The organism is Paenibacillus sp. FSL K6-1217 (genome assembly GCF_045040735.1).
Taxonomy (GTDB): Bacteria; Bacillota; Bacilli; order Paenibacillales; family Paenibacillaceae; genus Paenibacillus_AQ.
Genome location: NZ_CP150271.1, coordinates 5,268,839 through 5,289,746, shown reverse-complemented (window position 1 = coordinate 5,289,746; position 20,908 = coordinate 5,268,839). Strand labels below are relative to the sequence as shown.

At 53.4% G+C, this 20,908-nt stretch carries 16 protein-coding genes, 10 tRNA genes and 3 rRNA genes; 1 reads left to right on the top strand and 28 read right to left on the bottom strand.

The window, feature by feature from the left end:
• From hisB to MHH28_RS23470, 4 genes are all read right to left on the bottom strand, one after another.
• The gene (gene hisB / locus MHH28_RS23485) at positions 1–612 is read right to left on the bottom strand and encodes an imidazoleglycerol-phosphate dehydratase HisB (RefSeq protein WP_405106011.1); all 612 of its coding nucleotides are present in this window, start codon (positions 610–612) and stop codon (positions 1–3) included.
• Positions 599–1,909, bottom strand: coding sequence for a histidinol dehydrogenase (gene hisD, locus MHH28_RS23480; RefSeq protein WP_405106009.1), 1,311 nt, complete (start codon positions 1,907–1,909; stop codon positions 599–601). The genes hisB and hisD overlap by 14 nt, the downstream gene beginning before the upstream one ends.
• A 37-nt stretch (positions 1,910–1,946) precedes the next feature.
• Complete coding sequence (gene hisG / locus MHH28_RS23475; protein ID WP_405106007.1) at positions 1,947–2,591, bottom strand: ATP phosphoribosyltransferase; 645 nt, start codon at positions 2,589–2,591, stop codon at positions 1,947–1,949.
• 89 nt (positions 2,592–2,680) lie between these two features.
• Positions 2,681–3,898, bottom strand: a complete 1,218-nt coding sequence (locus MHH28_RS23470) for an ATP phosphoribosyltransferase regulatory subunit (protein WP_405106005.1) — start codon at positions 3,896–3,898, stop codon at positions 2,681–2,683.
• A gap of 267 nt (positions 3,899–4,165) precedes the next feature.
• Between MHH28_RS23470 and gntK the strand changes: the two genes are divergently transcribed.
• Positions 4,166–5,704 carry a gluconokinase gene (gntK, locus tag MHH28_RS23465; protein ID WP_405117223.1) on the top strand — a complete coding sequence of 513 codons (1,539 nt, stop codon included), beginning with the start codon at positions 4,166–4,168 and terminating at the stop codon, positions 5,702–5,704.
• Positions 5,705–5,785: 81 nt separating this feature from the next.
• On the opposite strand, the gene MHH28_RS23460 is transcribed toward gntK, so the two are convergent.
• From MHH28_RS23460 to MHH28_RS23345, 24 genes are all read right to left on the bottom strand, one after another.
• Positions 5,786–6,949 carry an acyltransferase gene (locus MHH28_RS23460; protein WP_405106004.1) on the bottom strand — a complete coding sequence of 388 codons (1,164 nt, stop codon included), beginning with the start codon at positions 6,947–6,949 and terminating at the stop codon, positions 5,786–5,788.
• A gap of 99 nt (positions 6,950–7,048) precedes the next feature.
• Positions 7,049–7,564 carry an acyltransferase gene (locus MHH28_RS23455; RefSeq protein ID WP_405106002.1) on the bottom strand — a complete coding sequence of 172 codons (516 nt, stop codon included), beginning with the start codon at positions 7,562–7,564 and terminating at the stop codon, positions 7,049–7,051.
• Positions 7,561–8,214 (bottom strand): pyrophosphatase PpaX, encoded by a 654-nt coding sequence (ppaX, locus tag MHH28_RS23450; protein ID WP_405106000.1) that lies wholly within the window; start codon positions 8,212–8,214, stop codon positions 7,561–7,563. The genes MHH28_RS23455 and ppaX overlap by 4 nt, the downstream gene beginning before the upstream one ends.
• 8 nt (positions 8,215–8,222) lie before the next feature.
• Entirely contained in the window at positions 8,223–9,254 is a 1,032-nt protein-coding gene (gene lgt / locus MHH28_RS23445) for a prolipoprotein diacylglyceryl transferase (RefSeq protein WP_405105998.1), read from the bottom strand.
• 12 nt (positions 9,255–9,266) lie between these two features.
• Positions 9,267–10,205, bottom strand: a complete 939-nt coding sequence (gene hprK / locus MHH28_RS23440; protein WP_405105996.1) for an HPr(Ser) kinase/phosphatase — start codon at positions 10,203–10,205, stop codon at positions 9,267–9,269.
• Positions 10,206–10,434: 229 nt separating this feature from the next.
• Positions 10,435–11,556: an ABC transporter ATP-binding protein gene (locus MHH28_RS23435; protein ID WP_036726231.1), complete on the bottom strand. Its 1,122-nt coding sequence runs from the start codon at positions 11,554–11,556 to the stop codon at positions 10,435–10,437.
• A gap of 108 nt (positions 11,557–11,664) precedes the next feature.
• Complete coding sequence (locus MHH28_RS23430; protein WP_405105993.1) at positions 11,665–12,750, bottom strand: PucR family transcriptional regulator; 1,086 nt, start codon at positions 12,748–12,750, stop codon at positions 11,665–11,667.
• A 163-nt stretch (positions 12,751–12,913) separates the two neighbouring features.
• A tRNA-Lys gene (locus tag MHH28_RS23425) sits at positions 12,914–12,986 on the bottom strand.
• An 11-nt stretch (positions 12,987–12,997) separates the two neighbouring features.
• Positions 12,998–13,080, bottom strand: a tRNA-Tyr gene (locus MHH28_RS23420).
• Positions 13,081–13,084: 4 nt separating this feature from the next.
• Positions 13,085–13,160: transfer RNA gene (locus MHH28_RS23415), tRNA-Phe, on the bottom strand.
• A 26-nt stretch (positions 13,161–13,186) separates the two neighbouring features.
• Positions 13,187–13,264, bottom strand: a tRNA-Asp gene (locus MHH28_RS23410).
• Positions 13,265–13,282: 18 nt separating this feature from the next.
• Positions 13,283–13,358: transfer RNA gene (locus MHH28_RS23405), tRNA-Thr, on the bottom strand.
• Positions 13,359–13,393: 35 nt separating this feature from the next.
• Positions 13,394–13,469: transfer RNA gene (locus MHH28_RS23400), tRNA-Val, on the bottom strand.
• 9 nt (positions 13,470–13,478) lie between these two features.
• Positions 13,479–13,555, bottom strand: a tRNA-Met gene (locus tag MHH28_RS23395).
• 24 nt (positions 13,556–13,579) lie between these two features.
• Positions 13,580–13,671, bottom strand: a tRNA-Ser gene (locus MHH28_RS23390).
• Between the two features lie 82 nt (positions 13,672–13,753).
• Positions 13,754–16,681: ribosomal RNA gene (locus MHH28_RS23385) — 23S ribosomal RNA — on the bottom strand.
• A 154-nt stretch (positions 16,682–16,835) separates the two neighbouring features.
• Positions 16,836–16,911 (bottom strand) — tRNA-Ala (locus MHH28_RS23380).
• Positions 16,912–16,940: 29 nt separating this feature from the next.
• Positions 16,941–17,017 (bottom strand) — tRNA-Ile (locus tag MHH28_RS23375).
• A 47-nt stretch (positions 17,018–17,064) separates the two neighbouring features.
• A 5S ribosomal RNA gene (gene rrf, locus MHH28_RS23370) occupies positions 17,065–17,181 on the bottom strand.
• A gap of 125 nt (positions 17,182–17,306) precedes the next feature.
• Positions 17,307–18,867, bottom strand: a 16S ribosomal RNA gene (locus MHH28_RS23365).
• Together the 16S, 23S and 5S rRNA genes with 10 tRNA genes alongside form the textbook arrangement of a ribosomal RNA operon.
• 306 nt (positions 18,868–19,173) lie before the next feature.
• Positions 19,174–19,440, bottom strand: a complete 267-nt coding sequence (locus MHH28_RS23360) for a pro-sigmaK processing inhibitor BofA family protein (RefSeq protein ID WP_405105991.1) — start codon at positions 19,438–19,440, stop codon at positions 19,174–19,176.
• Positions 19,441–19,468: 28 nt separating this feature from the next.
• Positions 19,469–19,735: a DUF2508 family protein gene (locus MHH28_RS23355; RefSeq protein ID WP_405105989.1), complete on the bottom strand. Its 267-nt coding sequence runs from the start codon at positions 19,733–19,735 to the stop codon at positions 19,469–19,471.
• A gap of 202 nt (positions 19,736–19,937) precedes the next feature.
• The gene (recR, locus tag MHH28_RS23350; protein ID WP_405105987.1) at positions 19,938–20,537 is read right to left on the bottom strand and encodes a recombination mediator RecR; all 600 of its coding nucleotides are present in this window, start codon (positions 20,535–20,537) and stop codon (positions 19,938–19,940) included.
• A 36-nt stretch (positions 20,538–20,573) separates the two neighbouring features.
• The gene (locus MHH28_RS23345; protein ID WP_036698884.1) at positions 20,574–20,885 is read right to left on the bottom strand and encodes a YbaB/EbfC family nucleoid-associated protein; all 312 of its coding nucleotides are present in this window, start codon (positions 20,883–20,885) and stop codon (positions 20,574–20,576) included.
• Positions 20,886–20,908 lie beyond the last annotated feature (23 nt).

Sequence of the window (20,908 nt, the reverse complement as noted above, 5' to 3'; positions counted from 1 at the left end):
CTACAGCACTCCCTTCGTCGAAGGTACGCCCTTCACGCGGGGATCTACCAGAGTTGCTTCATCCAGTGCCCGTCCCAGCGCCTTGAAGACCGCTTCAATCATGTGGTGGGTATTGGAGCCGTAATGAACGATGACATGCAGTGTAATTCTTGCCTCCAGTGCGAACTTCCACAGGAATTCGTGAACCAGCTCTGTCGAGAAGCTGCCCACCTGCCCGGAGGGATACTCCGCCCGGTATTCGAAGTGCGGGCGGTTGCTGATATCGATCACGACCTGGGCGAGCGCCTCATCCATAGGGACGAAGACACTGGCGTAACGCTTGATGCCCTTTTTGTCGCCAAGCGCTTCCCGCAAGGCCTGTCCGAGACAGATCCCGATATCCTCCACGGTATGGTGATCATCAATATCGATATCGCCCCGCGCCTGCACAGCGAGGTCAAACTGTCCATGCTTCGTGAACAGATCCAGCATATGATTCAGGAACGGCACATCGGTCTCCAGTTCGGAGACCCCGCTGCCGTCCACGGCAAAGGTTAGCTTGATGTCTGTTTCATTGGTTGTTCGGCTAAGTCCGGCCTTACGCAGCGCCAGTTCGTTGTTATTGTTCTCCATTCGTGTCTCCACCTTTCGCTTCGTTCGTAAGCCGGATTTCGATGGCGCGGGCATGGCCTTCCAGCCCCTCGCGCCGGGCAAGCTCCATAATCGCCGCCCCGTCCCGCAGCAGGGCTTCCTTGCTGTAATAGATCAGGCTGGACTTCTTGATGAAGTCGTCCACATCTACAGGCGAGGAGAACCGCGCTGTGCCATTTGTCGGTATAATATGGTTCGGTCCGGCGAAGTAGTCGCCAACCGGCTCCGAGCTGTACGGCCCGAGGAAGATCGCTCCGGCGTTCTCAATCGCGCCGGTCAGCGCCATCGGGTCTGCGGTCACAATCTCCAGATGCTCCGGCGCCAGCCGGTTCACCACGGAGATGCCCTCCGCCAGCGAGTCTACGACGATAATCGCGCCGTAGTTCTCGACCGAGGCCCGCGCGATGGCCTCGCGCGGCAACGCCTGCAGCTGCCGCTCCACCTCGGCAGCCACCGCCTCCGCGAGACGCTGCGACGGCGTCACGAGGATTGCCGACGCCATCTCGTCGTGCTCGGCCTGCGAGAGCAGGTCGGCCGCGATGTAGGCGGCCTCGGCGGTATCGTCGGCGAGCACGACGATCTCGCTCGGTCCGGCGATGCTGTCGATGTCGACAGCGCCGTAGACCTCGCGCTTGGCCAGGGCCACGTAGATGTTCCCTGGCCCGCAGATCTTATCGACCGGCACGATGGATTCCGTGCCGAAGGCGAGGGCGGCGATCGCCTGCGCGCCGCCCACGCGGTAGATCTCGTGTACGCCCGCCTCAGCGGCGGCCACGAGAATATAAGGATCGATGCCTTCGGAGCCTCCTGTCGAAGGCGGCGTCACCATCACAATCTCCGGCACCCCGGCGATCTGTGCCGGAATCACGTTCATCAGCACCGAGGACGGGTAGGCCGCCTTGCCGCCGGGAACATAGACGCCCACGCGCTTCAGCGGGCGGATGATCTGGCCGAGGATCGTGCCGTCCGGCTGCAGATCCATCCAGGAATTGCGCTTCTGCCGCGCATGGAACGCACGGATGTTCTCGGCTGCCGCGCGGATCGCCGTCACGAAAGACTCCTCTACCCGGCCATAGGCGGCCTCAAGCTCCTCCGGCGTTACGCGCAGCTGCTCCGGCGTCAGTACAGCGCCATCGAAGCGCTCCGTATACCGGAGCAGCGCCGCGTCGCCTTCCTGCTTGATACCGGCCACGATTTCACGTACGGCCTTGTTCTGCTCCGGCGTGCCGTATTCCACCTCACGCTGCAGCTTAAATTCCTTACTGGACTGGATCTTCACCGCCGCTTCCCCCTTGAGCTCTATAGTTTTGCTTATATTAGTTTACCTGCAATCCCGGTTCTGCAATAACAGCCTGCAGCCGGTCGCACAGCTGCTGAATCTCCGCATTCTTCATCCGGTAGCTCACCCGGTTCGCCACCAGGCGGCTGGTGATCTCGAAGATGCTCGTCATCTCCACCAGCCCGTTATCCTTCAGCGTCTGGCCGGTCTCCACCATATCCACAATACGGTCAGCCAGCCCGATCAGCGGTGCCAGCTCGATCGAGCCGTTCAGCTTCACAACCTCCACCTGCTGGCCCTGCTCCCGGAAATAGCGCGAGGCCACGTTCGGGTATTTGGTAGCTACCCGCTGCTGAATACCCGGCTGCCAGTTCGGAAGCCCGATAATCGACATCCGGCAGCGGGCGATCCCGAGATCAAGCAGCTCGTACACATCGCGGCTCTCCTCCAGCAGTACATCTTTGCCGACAATCCCGATATCCGCCACTCCATATTCTACATAAGTGGGCACATCCACCGGCTTCGCCAGGATGAACTCCATTCCGGCCTCCGGCAATGAAATCACCAGCTTGCGCGACTCTTCTCCGTCCGGAGGAATCGGCAGTCCCGCCTGGCGGAACAGCTCTGCCGCTTTATTATAAATCCGGCCTTTCGGCATGGCTACCTTAAGAATCTGTGCCATCAATACCCGCCCCCGTTTCGTATTTCCGCTTGTTTAACATCTGCTTCTCTATGACATCATGTTTCCACCATTTCGTAATCTTGCTCCGCTCACCCATGCTCGCTGACAAACGACACGAACGTATAGATCTCCCCGTACAGCCCGCCCTCAGCCTGGACGGTCTCCGCATCCAGCCGCTTCACGGTCTTCAGCTCCTCCGGGCCAGCCGCCAGCCGTGTGACCACAGCATGCCCTTCTGAACGCAGCCTCGCCGCTTCGGCAAGACCCTCCTGCCGCCGCAGTGCATCATACTGGACCAGAATCGGCAGCTCCTCTTCTTCAGGCAGCCCGGATACACCATCCAGAATACGGTTGGTCTTCAGGGAGAAGCCCGTGGAGGGAATCGGACGCCCGAATTGCTGCAGCAGGTTGTCATACCGGCCGCCGCTGCATACCGGGAAGCCCAGCTCGGAAGCGTACCCCTCGAAGGTCATGCCTGTATAGTAAGAGAAATCACCGATCATTGTCAGATCAATCAGCACATGCTGCGATACACCATAGGCTACCAGCACCTCCCATACCTTGCACAGGTGCTCGATGGAAGCACGCGCCAGCGGGTGGTCGCTCAGCTCCAGCGCCTGTCCGCAGATCTCCTTCCCGCCGCGCAGCCGCAGCAGTCCGTACAGCTCCTGCTTCTGGGCATCCGATAGCTCAAGACGCCGCAGCGTCTCGCGGAAGGCAACATAATCGCGGCTGAGCAGATAGCTCTTCAGCTCCTCCTGAGCCTGCGGCAGGCCGGAGACCGCCTCCTGGAAGAGACCGTCGAGGAAGCCGACATGTCCGATGGCAATTTTGAAAGACTTCACACCGGCCGCCTGGAGTGAAGCAATCGCCAGCGCAACGACCTCCGCGTCAGCCTCCGGCGAATCATCTCCGACAAGCTCTACACCGGTCTGGAAGAATTCCGCCTCCCGGCCTGCCTCTTCTTCAATCGCCCGGAAGACGTTGGCATGGTAGGACAGGCGCAGCGGCAGCGGCTCATCCTTCAATAGAGAGGAGACCACCCGCGCTACAGGTGCCGTCATCTCCGAACGCAGCACCAGAGCCTGCCCGCGGTTGTTAAGCAATTTATACAGCTTCTGATCGGACGTAGAGCTGGCTACACCAACTGTATCGTAATATTCAAGAGTAGGCGTAATCATCTGCCGGTATCCCCAGCGGCTCATACAGTGAAGTACATCCTTCTCAATCTTGCGCAGCTTCGTTACCGCACGCGGGAGATAATCCCTTACGCCGGCAGGCTTTTCAAATCCCTTTGGTTTGGCCATCTTCATTGTTCACCTCATCGGATATGTTAAAGATATCATAAATCACTTTATCATGGTAAAGTGGTAGCAAAGTAAAGTAGTGGCAATATCGTATCACGGACTATCCTTTTGCGTCAACAATTCGCTTGAATTCCAGAGTTCCTTTGCCACCGGGATAAGCGGCGAATATAATAGGTTAATATGATTGTACTTTATTTCCTCCATGAAGTATTCCCGGTATCTAATTCAGAAGCAGAAAGAAGGACTGACGGCTTGAGTACATCCTATATGATTGGCGTTGATATTGGAACCACCAGCACGAAAGCTGTCCTCTTTGAGGAGAATGGAACAATTGTCGCTCAGAGCAATCAGGGCTATCCGCTGCATCAGCCCTCCCCCTCTGTCGCAGAACAGGACCCGGAACAGATTCTGGAAGCTGTAATTCATACGATAGCATCGGTCATGCAGGAGAGCCTTGCCGCACCTGAGGCCATTCTGCTGGTCTCCTTCAGCTCCGCTATGCATAGCATCATCGCTGTAGATCCTTCGGGCAAGCCGCTGACCGCCTGCATCACCTGGGCCGATAACCGGAGCAGCCGCTGTGCCCGGCGGTTGAAGGATGACCTGAACGGACATGAGCTGTATCTGCGGACAGGAACGCCTATCCACCCCATGTCTCCGATTACCAAGCTGATGTGGCTGGGCGAAGAGCAGCCCGAGCTGTTCCGCCAGACCTACAAGTTCATCTCCATCAAAGAATATATCTTCTTCCGGCTGTTCGGCGAATATGTAATCGACCATTCCATCGCCTCGGCCACCGGCATGTTCAATCTGGACAAGCTCGACTGGGACGAGGAGGCGCTCCGGATTGCTGGTGTTACCCCGCAGCGGCTATCCCGTCCGGTCCCGACCACACATATCCTCCAGGGACTGCTACCGGAGCTTACCGGGAAGCTGGGTCTGCGCACTGACACCCCGTTTGTAGTAGGTGCCAGTGACGGCGTCCTGTCCAACCTGGGCGTTGGGGCCATAGAGCCGGGGGTGATCGCTGCAACGATAGGCACAAGCGGTGCCATCCGTACTGTAGTAGACCATCCGCTGACCGATCCCAAAGGACGGATCTTCTGCTATGCCCTGACAGACAAGCACTGGGTGATCGGCGGTCCCGTGAATAACGGGGGAATGCTCTTCCGCTGGGTCCGTGATGAGTTCGCCGCTTCTGAAGTAGAGACCGCGAAGCGTCTGGGTATTGATCCCTACGAAGTATTAACCCGGATCGCCGAGCAGGTTCCGCCCGGCAGCGGCGGACTGCTCTTCCATCCGTATCTGACCGGAGAACGTGCGCCGCTGTGGAATCCCGATGCCCGCGGCTCCTTCTTCGGGCTAAGCATGAATCACCGCAAGGAGCATATGATCCGTGCGGTGCTGGAAGGTGTCATCTTCAATATGTACACCGTATTGCTTGCTATGGAGGAATGTATCGGCGAGCCCGTTCGAATCCTGGCTACCGGCGGCTTCGCCCGCTCGGCACTATGGCGGCAGATGATGGCGGATATATTCGATCAGGAGGTGGTCGTCCCTGAGAGCTTCGAGAGCTCATGCCTCGGCGCAGTCGTCCTGGGATTATACGCCATCCGGCGGATTGATTCCTTCGATGCTGTCTACAGCATGATCGGGTCCACTCACCGGCATGAGCCGGTCACTGACCACGCCAAGGCCTACAAGCAGCTTCTGCCTATCTTCATCTCCGTATACCGCAGCCTGGAGGATCAGTATCAGGCAATCGCCGACTTCCAGCGCGATCAGGCCGGGGAACAGCCCGGCTAACCCATACCCTCCATAGCCGCCTAACAGTAAAGCGCCGGCCAGCCGCATCTGCGGCCAGCCGGCGCTTTCAATCTTCACTTTTTACACTGTTGCTTTTGGCGCTGGTGCCGCCGCCGGCTTCTGCGGTGCAGAGCCGAACACCATCCAGGCCGGCTTCACATAACGGAAGGCAAGTGCAACCACCAGCCAGGAGCCGAGGAGAGCCACCAGCCAGCCGCCCGCTATTGCTGCCGTATAGGCCAGCGATCCACCGTGGAACGGCAGCTTCCGGTACATGAACAGCAGCAGCGGATGAAGCAGATAGATACCGAAGGAGCACGCCCCGGCCGAGAGCAGCAGTCTCGTCAGCAGGCTGCGTCCTGCCCCGTACAGCAGGAAGGATAGCTGAAACAGCACCAGACAAGAGAGCAAGGCATGCAGGTTCGAGAACCCTTCATACCATAGACTGTTGATTATTGTTTTTTTCGTATAGTTGCTATACCACAATAATACATGGTAAGCCCCGGCGGCGGCCCATAAGAGCCACAGGACCACCCAGCTTGTCCCCTTACCGGAGCGCCAGCCTTCGCGGGAAGGAACCAGCCACTTTTTCAAAGAGCTGTAGTAGATGGCAATCGCCGCACCGAGCAGGAAATACGAGAAATACGTAATTGCCAGACTACCCTTGGAAAGCTTCCAATATCCGTGGTTCACCATATATTTGTTAAGCAGCACGAAGCCCCACTGAAGCGCAAGCCCGATCACCGGTGCCCAGGCCGCCAGATGCCGGACTTTTTGCAGACACCAGAGGATAAGCGGGAACAGCAGATAGAACTGGATAATGATGATGATGTAGTACAGATGCGTATACGCCGTCCCTGTCCACAGATACTTGAAGAACTTTCCTCCCAGTTCCTGAAGAGGCAGCCCCCAGGTATGCCCGGCCGTCATTTTCAGTCCAAAATACAGCACCGTAAACACAAGATAAGGCACAATAATATAGATCAGCCTGCGGCTGTAGAATTTGGCCAGCACCTTGCCGCCCAGCGGACGGTCAATATAATTGTAGAACAGGACGAACCCGCTTAAGAATATAAAGGAAGGCACCGCAAACTGGCTGAACTTGTTAATGAACAGAAACGGGGGGAACATCGAAGTTCCCAGTGTCTCCGCCAGCGTGCGTGAAGTAGCATGAATCGCGATCACAGCAAAAATAGCGATTGCCCGAAAAATATCAAGCTGTGGAATTCTTTCCTTTTGAGCCATTATCATTCCTCCTGTTTAAGCAGTTTTACGCAACAAACCCCGCAGCTCCTGCGCAGACACACGCATTATGATACTGCAGGGCAAGTCCTTGACCATACACTATGCTTCTTCATGAGGCTCTGCTGACTCCGCTGAAGTACGGCGCAGCTCACGCAGCGGATTCCCCCCGACGAACGAACCGGCAGCCACATCCTTGTGAACCACTGATCCCGCCGCAACCATAGCCCCATCCCCAATCGTAACCCCGGGCAGAATGGTCGTGTTCGCCCCAATCATTACATTCTCGCCGATAATAACTTCACCCAGCCGGTACTCTTTGATGAGGTACTCATGGGCCAGAATCGTGGTGTTATAGCCGATAACCGTGTTCTCCCCAATAGAGATCTTCTCCGGAAAAAACACATCCACCATCGCCATAAGTCCAAACGCCGTATGCTTGCCTACCTTCATCCCGAGCACCCGCCGGTAGATCCAGTTCTTGAGCGGCAGAATCGGGCAATAGCGGGCAATCTGGATGAAAATAAAATTGCGCACACCCTTCCACGGGCTGACCGTGCGGTAAATATGCCACAGCGAATTATGCCCCTCCACCGGGTAACGGGTTATCTTTCTCACGGCTGCACAGTCTCCTGCTCCACAATAGAGTACAAGTCCTTCATCTCATGGAGGATGTAATCCGGCTCATAGGTCCGCAGCACATCCTCACCCTTCAGTGACCAGGCTACAGCCGCTACACGCACCCCTGCTGCCTTCGCAGACTGAATATCGACAGCGCTGTCGCCTACCATTAGCGTCTTGGCCGGATCAACACCCAAATTGGCAACTGCCGTAAGCACCGGCTCCGGATGCGGCTTCGGATGAGTCACATCATTCACCGTAACAATCGTCTCCATATATTTCAGCAGATCGAACATCTCCAGTGCCTTGAGCGTGGTAGGCCGGATCTTCGTTGTCACAATCCCAAGCCTGATTCCCCGGCGCAGCAGCTCCTCCATCGTCTCGTTCACACCCGGAAAAGAACGGACCAGCTCATCGTGATGCGCATTGTTGTACGAACGGTAAGACCGCTCAAGCACACTTATATCCTCCAGGCCGGAGAACGCGCTCATCTGTTGCTGGAGTGTAGTGCCCATAAAGGGAATGATCTGCTCCCGGGTTAGGGACGGCAGATTATTCTCCTTCAGCGCATGCATGAACGAACTGATGATCAATTCATTCGTATTCACAATCGTTCCATCCAGATCAAATAACACGCATTCTATCATTGATAGTATTACTCCTTTGTTTCCTTCTCTTCAGAGGGATCTTCCACCTGCTGAACAGGCTGAGAAGGCTTCTGAGGCGTATGAACAGCACTCTCGGGAACCACAGCGTCCGCCGCTGCCGGCTTGGTGCTGATAATTGGGTCCAGATAATGAGCCTTCGGCTGTCCGCTTACCCGCCGTACAATCATTAAGGCAATGGCAGCAACAATGATGAGTAGCGCCAACAGCTGAGAGATACGGATATTTCCGTAAGCCGGATCGAGATACCCTTGCTCGAAGCCCATCCACTTCATCGGACTCCATAGCCCGTTAATGAAGGCTTCCAGACCGCTGCTGCCATTAAAGGCCAGGCTGTCCGTACGGAGAGCTTCAATGAAGAAGCGGCCGATCGAGTACCAGATGAAGTAGGACATGAAGATTTCTCCGGCTCGTACGAACTTCTGGCGGCGCAGCACCATGAGGAGCAGAATGCCCAGCAGACTCCAGAGTGATTCGTACAGGAAGGTCGGATGGTGAAAAGCATCCCCTATGTACATTTGATTGACGATAAAGTCCGGCAAATGCAGCTTGTCCCGCAGGAACGATTCCTCTACCACACCGCCGTAGGCTTCCTGGTTAATGAAATTTCCCCAACGTCCGATCATCTGACCGGCAAGCAGCCCGGGAGCACAGATATCTACGATACGCCAGAACGGATAGCCTTTATAACGGAAATAAATAATCCCGCAGATAATCGCGCCGATCAGAGCGCCATAAATCGCTATACCGCCATTCCAGACCTTGAAGACATCTAGCAGGTTATCCTTATAGTCATCCCACTTGAAGGCTACGAAATATATCCGCGCCCCAATAATGGCCGAAGGCAGGCCCAGCAGAAGCATATCCATGAAGAATTCCTGGGGAATGTTGAAGCGTTTGCCTTCTTGAATACATAGGAATAGCCCGACAAGCGCGCCAAGACCTAGGATCAGGCCATACCAGTGGACAGGGAGCGATCCAATAGAGAAGACTACAGGGTTAATCGCCAATGACACAAACATGCTCTCACACTCCTAATCCAGATCATCCATATCTTCTGAGATGGTCGCTGTAAGTTTATTCGTAAACTGCAGAGCGGCATTGAAGCCCATTTGCTTGAGCCGGTAATTCATCGCCGCCACCTCGATAATAACAGCCAGGTTACGTCCCGGACGGACAGGAATGGTAACCAGCGGTACATCGGTATCGATAATCCGTGTGGTCTCCTCATCAAGTCCCAGACGGTCATATTGCTTGTCCTGCTGCCAGGCTTCCAGTCTGACTACGAGTGTAATCCGCTTATGGTTACGGATAGCGCCTGCCCCAAAGAGGGTCATCACATTAATAATCCCTACCCCGCGGATCTCCAGCAGGTGGCGAATCAGCTCAGGTGCGGTACCATGAAGCTGATTATCCGAGGTCTGGCGGATTTCAACGGCATCATCGGCAATCAGGCGGTGACCGCGTTTTACCAGCTCCAGCGCAGTCTCACTTTTACCAATACCGCTGGTGCCTGTAATCAGCATCCCTACCCCATACACATCACAGAGAACGCCATGAATCGTTGCTGTCGGTGCCAGTCTGCCTTCGAGGAAGCTGGTCAATCTGCTGGAGAAAATCGTAGTCGCCATCGAGCTGCGCAGCACCGGAAGTCCCTTCTCGTTGCTGATATCCACAAACTCCTGGGGAACATCCAGCCCACGAGTAATTACAATACACGGCGTATTGTCGTTACAGATTCCGCGGACCCGGCTTTTCCGCTCTTCCTCCGAGAGCATAGAGAAGAACGCCAGCTCTGTTTTGCCCAGCAGCTGCACACGTTCTTCCGGATAATATTCGAAATAACCGGCCATTTCCAGCCCGGGACGGTTCAAATCATCCACTGTGATCGGTCTCTTCAGCCCTTCATGTCCGGATACTACCTCTAATTGAAAATGCTGCACCAATTCCGATACTTTTACCTTCTTAGCCATATATGTCCGTCCTTTCGTCACCCGCGGCTCATGCCGCTTCCCCGCATACCGGTTACATCTTTATCCATTCCAGCTACAGGTAATTCTCCTGCTATCTTAATGGATTATGCCAGTGAATGCAATCTTAACCCCAGCTGTTATCGTTCCATTCCACCATGATCATTACAAGAAAAAGCCGCCTAACCAGGCGGCTTTCTTCATTATAAACTATGTTCACCCTGCAGAGATCTTATCCCAGCAGAACGTTAAGTTCGGATTCTTTGTCGAAGATGTGGACTTTGTTCATGTCAATGGCCAATCTAGGCTTGCTGCCTTCACGGGTAGTGGAACGTCCATCTACACGCGCAATTACAGTGTTATTGCCAAGACCGCTCAAGTAGAGGAGCATTTCATGACCAAGGTTCTCAGTAACATCAACCATCGAAGTGAAGATTGTGTTAGGGGAAGCTTCCAGGAACACTGGCTCTTCATGGATATCTTCCGGACGAACGCCCATGATTACATCTTTACCGATGAAGCCTTTGTTGCGCAGGATTGTAGCTTTGCCGCCTGGAACTTCAACATCAAGGTTCTCTGCACGGAAACGGACAGCGCCGTTCACTTCGGAAAGAGTACCATTGATAAAGTTCATTGTAGGGGAACCGATAAATCCGGCTACGAACAGGTTCGTAGGCTCATTGTACAGTTCTTCAGGGGAAGCCGCCTGCTGGATGATACCATCGTACATAACTACGATACGGTCACCCATTGTCATTGCTTCTGTCTGGTCATGCGTTACGTAGATACAAGTGGTTTCGAGGCGTTTAACGAGCTTAGTGATTTCAGCACGCATCTGACCACGAAGTTTAGCATCCAAGTTGGAGAGAGGCTCATCCATCAAGAAGACTTGTGGATCACGGACAATAGCGCGGCCCAGAGCGACACGTTGACGTTGACCACCGGACAGGGCCTTAGGTTTACGTTCCAGCAAGTGTTCGATATCCAGGATTTTTGCAGCTTCGCGCACTTTCTTGTCGATTTCTTCTTTCTTCACTTTACGCAGCTTCAGACCGAAAGCCATGTTCTGATATACACTCATGTGCGGGTACAAGGCGTAGGATTGGAATACCATCGCGATATCACGGTCTTTAGGAGCAACGTCATTCACTACACGGTCACCAATGTACATTTTACCTTCAGAGATTTCTTCCAGACCAGCGATCATACGCAGGGTTGTGGATTTACCGCAACCGGAAGGACCAACGAGTACGAGGAATTCCTTATCTTTAATATCAAGATTGATATCGATTACTGTTGCTTTATCGGAACCCGGGTATTTTTTGAAAATATGCTCTAAACGTACGCCTGCCATTGTATTTCCCCCTCGAGTCTATTATTGGTTACAAAATCAAACGCTTTCTTGTACACCTATCTTACCCCAGAGCCGGCCTGATGGCTATTTGCAAGGTTCACAAAAAACTTATTTTCTTTTCGTCACTTTATACAATAACATCGCAAGCTTCACAATAGCGGCATCCCCAAAGCTGCGCACATCGGCACCGGTCTCCTGTTTGATTTTGTCCAGCCTGTAGAGCAGGGTGTTCCGGTGAATGTACAGCTTCTTGGCGGTTTCACTGACATTGCAGTCCATTTCAAAAAAAGTCTCCAGCGTCAGCAGCATTTCCTTATCGGCCAGTACCGCCGTGTAATCACCGATCTGGCCCAGCAGCTGTCTCCGCCGGTCATCGGGAATACTGTTAATCAGCCGCTCCATGTGCAGCTCCCATGGCAGATGAATATAATCCCCGACCTGGAAGATCCGCCCGAGAATAATCGTCTCCCGCAGCAGGGCGACTGCTCCTGTCAGACCTTTGACCGGAACAATCGCCGGAGCGACCGCAAGATGAAAGACGCCAACCCACTCGCTGGCAATCAGTTCATGCAGCCCCATAGAAGTCTGTGACAGCAGATCCTCGGTACTCTCTTCCTCATCTTCCTTATCATCTCCGCCTGTGAGCAGTTCCTTGCGGGCTAAAATTAACCATTCCTTATCCTGCAGGGGTACCAGCAGTACATCATTCTCGAAATAACTCCGCAGCAGCTTCATTAATGAACGATATGTCATTTGCGGGTTATGCACATTCTCACTTACCAGCATGAATGGAACCATATCCCCGAACAGCCGGCCCTTCAGCGAGATATCATCGGGAATCTCCTCGTCCTTCTCCTGCTCCAGTTGGGCGTTCAGCCAACCGCTTAGCTGCCTCGCTTCCATCTCCCCTTCTTCTTTGAACCCGGTTGCCTTCAGCGCTACCGCAAAATTGCGTCCGGCATAATTCACCAGCTCCAGCTCCAGCGGGGACAGACCTTCTGTCTCTACCCACACTGCTGTGACACGGCCATCATTCTCATATAGGGGAACCCAGAGATAACCCTCATGAATGACCGGCAGTTCCTGATCTTGATCCTTACCCGTACCTATGCCAAAAAGTGAAGCGGAATGCTGCCTGCCCAGCTGCTTGATTCCGGTTCTCTTTCCGGTGAGCTGCTCCAATTTTTGACGCAAACCCTCACTATCCATCATCACCATTCTCCACCACTTTTGCTTTTTTCGCTTATTTTATCATATTTTGCTGTAAAATGCGGAATTGCACTTATGAGCAACCTTTGATCCTGTATCATAACACAAAAAAGGCCACCACCCTAAGGTGATGACCGATTACTTAAGATGAGCCATGAAGGACTCGAACCTTCGACACCCTGATTAAAAGTCAGGTGCTCTACCAACTGAGCTAATGGCTCATAAAAAGGGATGGAGGCTGATGGATTCGAACCACCGAACACGTACGTGAGCAGATTTACAGTCTGATGCGTTTGGCCACTTCGCTAAGCCTCCATGATGGTGGCGCGGGAGGGAATCGAACCCCCGACACAAGGATTTTCAGTCCTTTGCTCTACCGACTGAGCTACCGAGCCATGAAACAAGCCGAAAAACAAAAAAATGGCGGAACCGACGGGATTCGAACCCGCGATCTCCTGCGTGACAGGCAGGCATGTTAGGCCAACTACACCACGGTTCCACACTTTTGTTGTAAAAATGGTGCCGGCGAGAGGACTTGAACCCCCAACCTACTGATTACAAGTCAGTTGCTCTACCAGTTGAGCTACACCGGCACGGTGTAAGGTAATACAATACTAAAACATGAAAATGGTGGAGGCTGAGGGGTTCGAACCCCCGACCCTCTGCTTGTAAGGCAGATGCTCTCCCAGCTGAGCTAAGCCTCCGGGTATGTATGGTAGCGGCAGAGGGGATCGAACCCCCGACCTCACGGGTATGAACCGTACGCTCTAGCCAGCTGAGCTACGCCGCCACACTACAAATATTGGATTTAAAATGGCGGAGAGAGAGGGATTCGAACCCTCGCACCGCTTACGCAGTCTAACCCCTTAGCAGAGGGTCCCCTTATAGCCACTTGGGTATCTCTCCAAATTAATGGTAGCCATGTAAATCCGCACAGGAAATTGATTCCTGAAAACTGAATCCGAAACGAATCTGCGCGTTAGAATTATTGGATAAGCCCTCGACCGATTAGTATTGGTCAGCTCCATGCATTGCTGCACTTCCACCTCCAACCTATCTACCTCGTCGTCTTCAAGGGGTCTTACATACTGGGAAATCTCATCTTGAGGGGGGCTTCACGCTTAGATGCTTTCAGCGCTTATCCCGTCCGTACGTAGCTACTCAGCCATGCTCCTGGCGGAACAACTGATGCACCAGCGGTACGTCCATCCCGGTCCTCTCGTACTAAGGACAGCTCCTCTCAAATTTCCTGCGCCCACGACAGATAGGGACCGAACTGTCTCACGACGTTCTGAACCCAGCTCGCGTACCGCTTTAATGGGCGAACAGCCCAACCCTTGGGACCTACTTCAGCCCCAGGATGCGATGAGCCGACATCGAGGTGCCAAACCTCCCCGTCGATGTGGACTCTTGGGGGAGATAAGCCTGTTATCCCCAGGGTAGCTTTTATCCGTTGAGCGATGGCCCTTCCATGCGGTACCACCGGATCACTAAGTCCGACTTTCGTCCCTGCTCGACTTGTAGGTCTCGCAGTCAAGCTCCCTTATGCCTTTGCACTCTGCGAATGATTTCCAACCATTCTGAGGGAACCTTTGAACGCCTCCGTTACTCTTTAGGAGGCGACCGCCCCAGTCAAACTGCCCGCCTGACACGGTCCCCGTACCCGATAAGGGCACCAGGTTAGAACCTAGATACGATCAGGGTGGTATCCCAACGGCGCCTCCGCAGAAGCTTGCGCTCCTGCCTCACCGGCTCCCACCTATCCTGTACAGATCGTACCCAAATTCAATATCAAGCTGCAGTAAAGCTCCATGGGGTCTTTCCGTCTTGTCGCGGGTAACCTGCATCTTCACAGGTATTAAAATTTCACCGGATCTCTCGTTGAGACAGCGCCCAAGTCGTTACGCCATTCGTGCGGGTCAGAATTTACCTGACAAGGAATTTCGCTACCTTAGGACCGTTATAGTTACGGCCGCCGTTTACTGGGGCTTCGGTTCACAGCTTCGGGTTTAACCCCTAACCGCTCCCCTTAACCTTCCAGCACCGGGCAGGCGTCAGCCCGTATACTTCGCCTTGCGGCTTCGCACAGACCTGTGTTTTTGCTAAACAGTCGCTTGGGCCTTTTCACTGCGGCCCCCTCGGGCTATTCACCCTACCGAGGCACCCCTTCTCCCGAAGTTACGGGGTCATTTTGCCGAGTTCCTTAACGAGAGTTCTTCCGCGCGCCTTAGAATTCTCTTCTCGCCTACCTGTGTCGGTTTGCGGTACGGGCACCTTCTCCTGGCTAGAGGCTTTTCTTGGCAGTGTGAGATCATGACCTTCGCTACTGTAATTTTCGCTCCCCATCACAGCCCAGCCTTACGATGTGCGGATTTGCCTGCACACCAGCCTCACTGCTTAGACGGACATCCATCAGTCCGCGTCACTACCCTCCTGCGTCACCCCATCGCTCATAGCGGATTACGGTGGTACAGTAATTTCAAACTGTTGTCCTTCGACTACGCCTGTCGGCCTCGCCTTAGGTCCCGACTTACCCTGAGCGGACGAGCCTTCCTCAGGAAACCTTGGGCTTTCGGCGGATCAGATTCTCACTGATCTTTTCGTTACTCATACCGGCATTCTCACTTGTATGCTGTCCAGCGCTCCTTACGGTACACCTTCAACCCACATACAACGCTCCCCTACCCCAGATGCAAAGCATCTAGCCATAGCTTCGGTGGTGTGTTTAGCCCCGTTACATTTTCGGCGCAGAGTCACTCGACCAGTGAGCTATTACGCACTCTTTCAATGGTGGCTGCTTCTAAGCCAACATCCTGGTTGTCTGTGCAACTCCACATCCTTTCCCACTTAACACACACTTGGGGACCTTAGCTGATGGTCTGGGCTGTTTCCCTTTTGACAATGGATCTTAGCACTCACTGTCTGACTCCCGGCAAGAAGTAAATGGCATTCGGAGTTTGACTGAGCTTGGTAACCCTTGCGGGCCCCGCACCCAATCAGTGCTCTACCTCCACCACTCCATTCACCGAGGCTAGCCCTAAAGCTATTTCGGGGAGAACCAGCTATCTCCGAGTTCGATTGGAATTTCTCCGCTACCCCCACCTCATCCCCGCATTTTTCAACATGCGTGGGTTCGGGCCTCCAGTGCGTGTTACCGCACCTTCACCCTGGACAGGGGTAGATCACACGGTTTCGGGTCTACGTCCACATACTCAGTCGCCCTATTCAGACTCGCTTTCGCTGCGGCTCCGGCTTCTCACCTTAACCTTGCATGTTAAACGTAACTCGCCGGTTCATTCTACAAAAGGCACGCCATCACCCCTAAAACGGGCTCTGACTTTTTGTAAGCACACGGTTTCAGGTTCTATTTCACTCCCCTTCCGGGGTGCTTTTCACCTTTCCCTCACGGTACTGTTTCACTATCGGTCGCCAGGTAGTATTTAGCCTTAGCAGATGGTCCTGCTGGATTCATACGGGGTTTCACGTGCCCCGCACTACTCGGGATCCGTCTCGGAGGGAACACAGTTTGGGCTACAGGGCTTTTACCTCTATCGCGGGCCTTTCCAGACCTCTTCGCCTACTCGATTCCTTTGTAACTCCATGTGAGACGTCCCACAACCCCAAGAGGCAAGCCCCTTGGTTTAGGCTGTTCCGCGTTCGCTCGCCGCTACTGACGGAATCACTATTGTTTTCTCTTCCTCAGGGTACTTAGATGTTTCAGTTCCCCTGGTCTGCCTCTGCGTATCCTATGTATTCAGATACGAGTAACTGCGAATTACCACAGCTGGGTTTCCCCATTCGGACACCCCCGGATCAAAGCTTGCTTACAGCTCCCCGAGGCAGTTTCGTTGTTCGCCACGTCCTTCGTCGGCTCCTGGCGCCTAGGCATCCTCCGTGTGCTCTTAGTAGCTTAACCATGCGTTTTCCGTTAGGAAAATCGCTGTAGCAACTAATAACTATTTCAACTTGCTTACACAAGTTCCAGCTAAAAGATGTTCTAAAACGCAAATTCGTTTCGGTATCCAGTTTTCAAGGATCAAATTCTTGCATATACTTTTGTAAAGAAGTTTTGGTGGAGCCAAGCGGGATCGAACCGCTGACCTCCTGCTTGCAAGGCAGGCGCTCTCCCAGCTGAGCTATGGCCCCAAATAGGTATTTAATTCATAAGTGTTATATGGTGGGCCTTGGTGGACTCGAACCACCGACCTCACCCTTATCAGAGGTGCGCTCTAACCAACTGAGCTAAAAGCCCATATAACAAAACTTACAGTTGTGAAGCAATCAATAAATTGATTGTTCGCTTGGCGGCGTCCTACTCTCCCAGGACCCTTCGGTCCAAGTACCATCGGCGCTGGAGGGCTTAACGGTCGTGTTCGGGATGGGTACGTGTGGAACCCCTCCGCTATCGCCACCAAACGCATACGAAAGAGACTTGCTCTTTCAAAACTGAACACGAGTGAGTGTTCGAACCCGAAGGTTCTATTGTGGAAGCTTACGCTTCCGATTTGAATGTTTCCGTTGCAGGAAACGATTCTCCATAGAAAGGAGGTGATCCAGCCGCACCTTCCGATACGGCTACCTTGTTACGACTTCACCCCAATCATCTACCCCACCTTCGGCGGCTGGCTCCCTTGCGGGTTACCCCACCGACTTCGGGTGTTGTAAACTCTCGTGGTGTGACGGGCGGTGTGTACAAGACCCGGGAACGTATTCACCGCGGCATGCTGATCCGCGATTACTAGCAATTCCGACTTCATGCAGGCGAGTTGCAGCCTGCAATCCGAACTGAGACCGGCTTTGCTGGGATTGGCTCCACCTCGCGGCTTCGCTTCCCGTTGTACCGGCCATTGTAGTACGTGTGTAGCCCAGGTCATAAGGGGCATGATGATTTGACGTCATCCCCACCTTCCTCCGGTTTGTCACCGGCAGTCACTCTAGAGTGCCCAGCTCAACCTGCTGGCAACTAAAGTCAAGGGTTGCGCTCGTTGCGGGACTTAACCCAACATCTCACGACACGAGCTGACGACAACCATGCACCACCTGTCTCAACTTTCCCCGAAGGGCACCTGATGCATCTCTGCTTCGTTAGTTGGATGTCAAGACCTGGTAAGGTTCTTCGCGTTGCTTCGAATTAAACCACATACTCCACTGCTTGTGCGGGTCCCCGTCAATTCCTTTGAGTTTCAGTCTTGCGACCGTACTCCCCAGGCGGAGTGCTTACTGTGTTAACTTCGGCACCAAGGGTATCGAAACCCCTAACACCTAGCACTCATCGTTTACGGCGTGGACTACCAGGGTATCTAATCCTGTTTGCTCCCCACGCTTTCGCGCCTCAGCGTCAGTTACAGCCCAGAAAGTCGCCTTCGCCACTGGTGTTCCTCCACATATCTACGCATTTCACCGCTACACGTGGAATTCCACTTTCCTCTTCTGTACTCAAGTCACCCAGTTTCCAGTGCGACCTCAGGTTGAGCCCAAGGTTTAAACACCAGACTTAAATAACCGCCTGCGCGCGCTTTACGCCCAATAATTCCGGACAACGCTTGCCCCCTACGTATTACCGCGGCTGCTGGCACGTAGTTAGCCGGGGCTTTCTTCTCAGGTACCGTCACTCCGATAGCAGTTACTCTACCGGACGTTCTTCCCTGGCAACAGAGCTTTACGATCCGAAAACCTTCATCACTCACGCGGCGTTGCTCCGTCAGGCTTGCGCCCATTGCGGAAGATTCCCTACTGCTGCCTCCCGTAGGAGTCTGGGCCGTGTCTCAGTCCCAGTGTGGCCGTTCACCCTCTCAGGTCGGCTACGCATCGTCGCCTTGGTGGGCCGTTACCCCACCAACTAGCTAATGCGCCGCAGGCCCATCCCCAAGCGGCAGATTGCTCCGCCTTTCATTCTCTCCTCAGGAGAAGAAAGAAATTATCCGGTATTAGCTACCGTTTCCGGTAGTTATCCCAGGCTTGAGGGCAGGTTGCCTACGTGTTACTCACCCGTCCGCCGCTAAGTTTGAAAGGAAGCAAGCTTCCTTTCAAACTCCGCTCGACTTGCATGTATTAGGCACGCCGCCAGCGTTCGTCCTGAGCCAGGATCAAACTCTCCAAATTGGTATTTAGAAAGAGCGATTGCTCATTTTGAAACATCTGACGAGAATTGTTACATCCTCTGATTTTGGATCTCACCGAAGTGATTTCCCACTCACTCGTTGTTCAGTTTTCAAAGATCAATGTCTCATCTTTTGTCGTTGATGTTTGTCTCAGCAGCGACCTTTATAATATATCACAGCGCCCTTGTTTCAGTCAAGCGTTTTTTTAATTTCTTTTTTCGCTTTAGCTTTCAGCAAGTGATCCGGGGATCTCCTGTCCAAAGGGGCGAGACTTAATGTATCACGAATCAGGAGCCCTCGTCAACCACTAAAACAAAGTTAATTTCAAACCCAACAACATCACCACTCCAGGCAGCCCAAGGATGGTTACAGCACCTATGGTTGTAGGGTTAAGCGGAATGTGCAGACCTGTTAAAATCCCTGAGAAATTAAGGATATAAATGCCGAGCGCGGCCAGTATAAGATGGGTTCCAAATATGCTGAGCCATGCCCAGCCCAGTCTTTTTCTGAACACCGTTAAGACCAGCAGCGCTGCCGATACAATCAGCACGCCCATAGCAACAGTTCTTAGCATCGTACTCCTCCTCGCTGACTCTGTCTGTTCATACTTGCAGCTGGCTCCGGTTGAGCCCCAGCCGCTTGGCATCCTTAAGGTGGATCTGATATTTACGTTCAGCCGCCTCAAGGATATAGATCGCATAGTCGATCTGATCCTGGCCCATAGCCTCGTCAAACATCAGATAGGCCCTCTCCCATTCAGACTGCGCTTTACGCACCTCCTGGTACACCGTACCCCACTCCTCTTCTGTCTGCACTTCCTTCTCCCGCTCGGCCTTCCCGCTCAGCCATTTGGTATTCCACCATCCCATTGCAATCCCTCCTATAGATATATGAATAACTGCAGATGTAACCGGTGATTCGCACCCGTTAATCTCATACATATCGAAATAGGGACAAACTTAGAACCGGGAGATGGAGCTCAGCAGAACTTTTGGCAGAATATCAACGGCCCTTCGGGAATAAAAAAAGGAGCCCGAGGGCTCCCTATAATATCATACAACAGCACAACACTCAGAACAGCTCACGACGGCCTTCCAGCGCCTTCGATAGGGTTACCTCATCCGCATACTCAAGATCGCCGCCTACAGGCAAACCATGGGCTATCCTGGTGATCTTGATCTCGAATGGACGGACAAGACGGGAGATATACATGGCGGTGGCTTCCCCCTCAATGTTCGGATTGGTGGCCATGATCAGCTCCTTCACCCGCTCATCGCTAAGTCTGGTCAGCAGCTCCTTCAGACTTATATCATCCGGCCCTATGCCCTCCATAGGCGAGATTGCACCCTGGAGCACATGATAATAACCGTCAAATTCCTTGGTTCGCTCGATTGCCACGAGATCCTTCGAGTCCTGAACCACACAGATTACCGAAGCATCGCGGGTTTTGTCCTGGCAGATCCGGCACGGGTCGGTATCCGTGATGTTGCAGCAGACCGAGCAGTAATGAAGATTACGCTTGACGCTGACCAGGGCTTTGGCGAAATCAATCACCTCATCCTCCTTCATATTCAGCACATGAAAGGCCAGCCGGGCAGCCGTCTTCGGACCAATCCCGGGCAAACGTGTAAAAGCTTCTATCAGCTTGGCTAGCGGTTCTGGATAATACAAAGTATTGGTTCTCCTTTGGCCGGGAGTGGAGTAAGCCTAGAACAAGCCAGGAATCTTCATTCCGCCTGTGAATTTACCCATATCGTTGTTCGCCAACTCTTCTGCCTGGGTAAGAGCATCATTAACAGCAGTGATTACCAGATCCTGCAGCATTTCGATATCCTCCGGATCAACAACCTCCGGTTTGATCTGAATGGACAGCAATTTCTTGTGTCCGTTCACCTGAACGGTAACCACGCCGCCGCCGGAAGAACCTTCAATTGTCTTGCTGCCCAGCTCTTCCTGGGCTTTGAGCATCTGTTCCTGCATTTTTTTAACCTGCTTCATCATCTGGTTCATATTATTCATACATCATCTCTCCTTTGGGATGC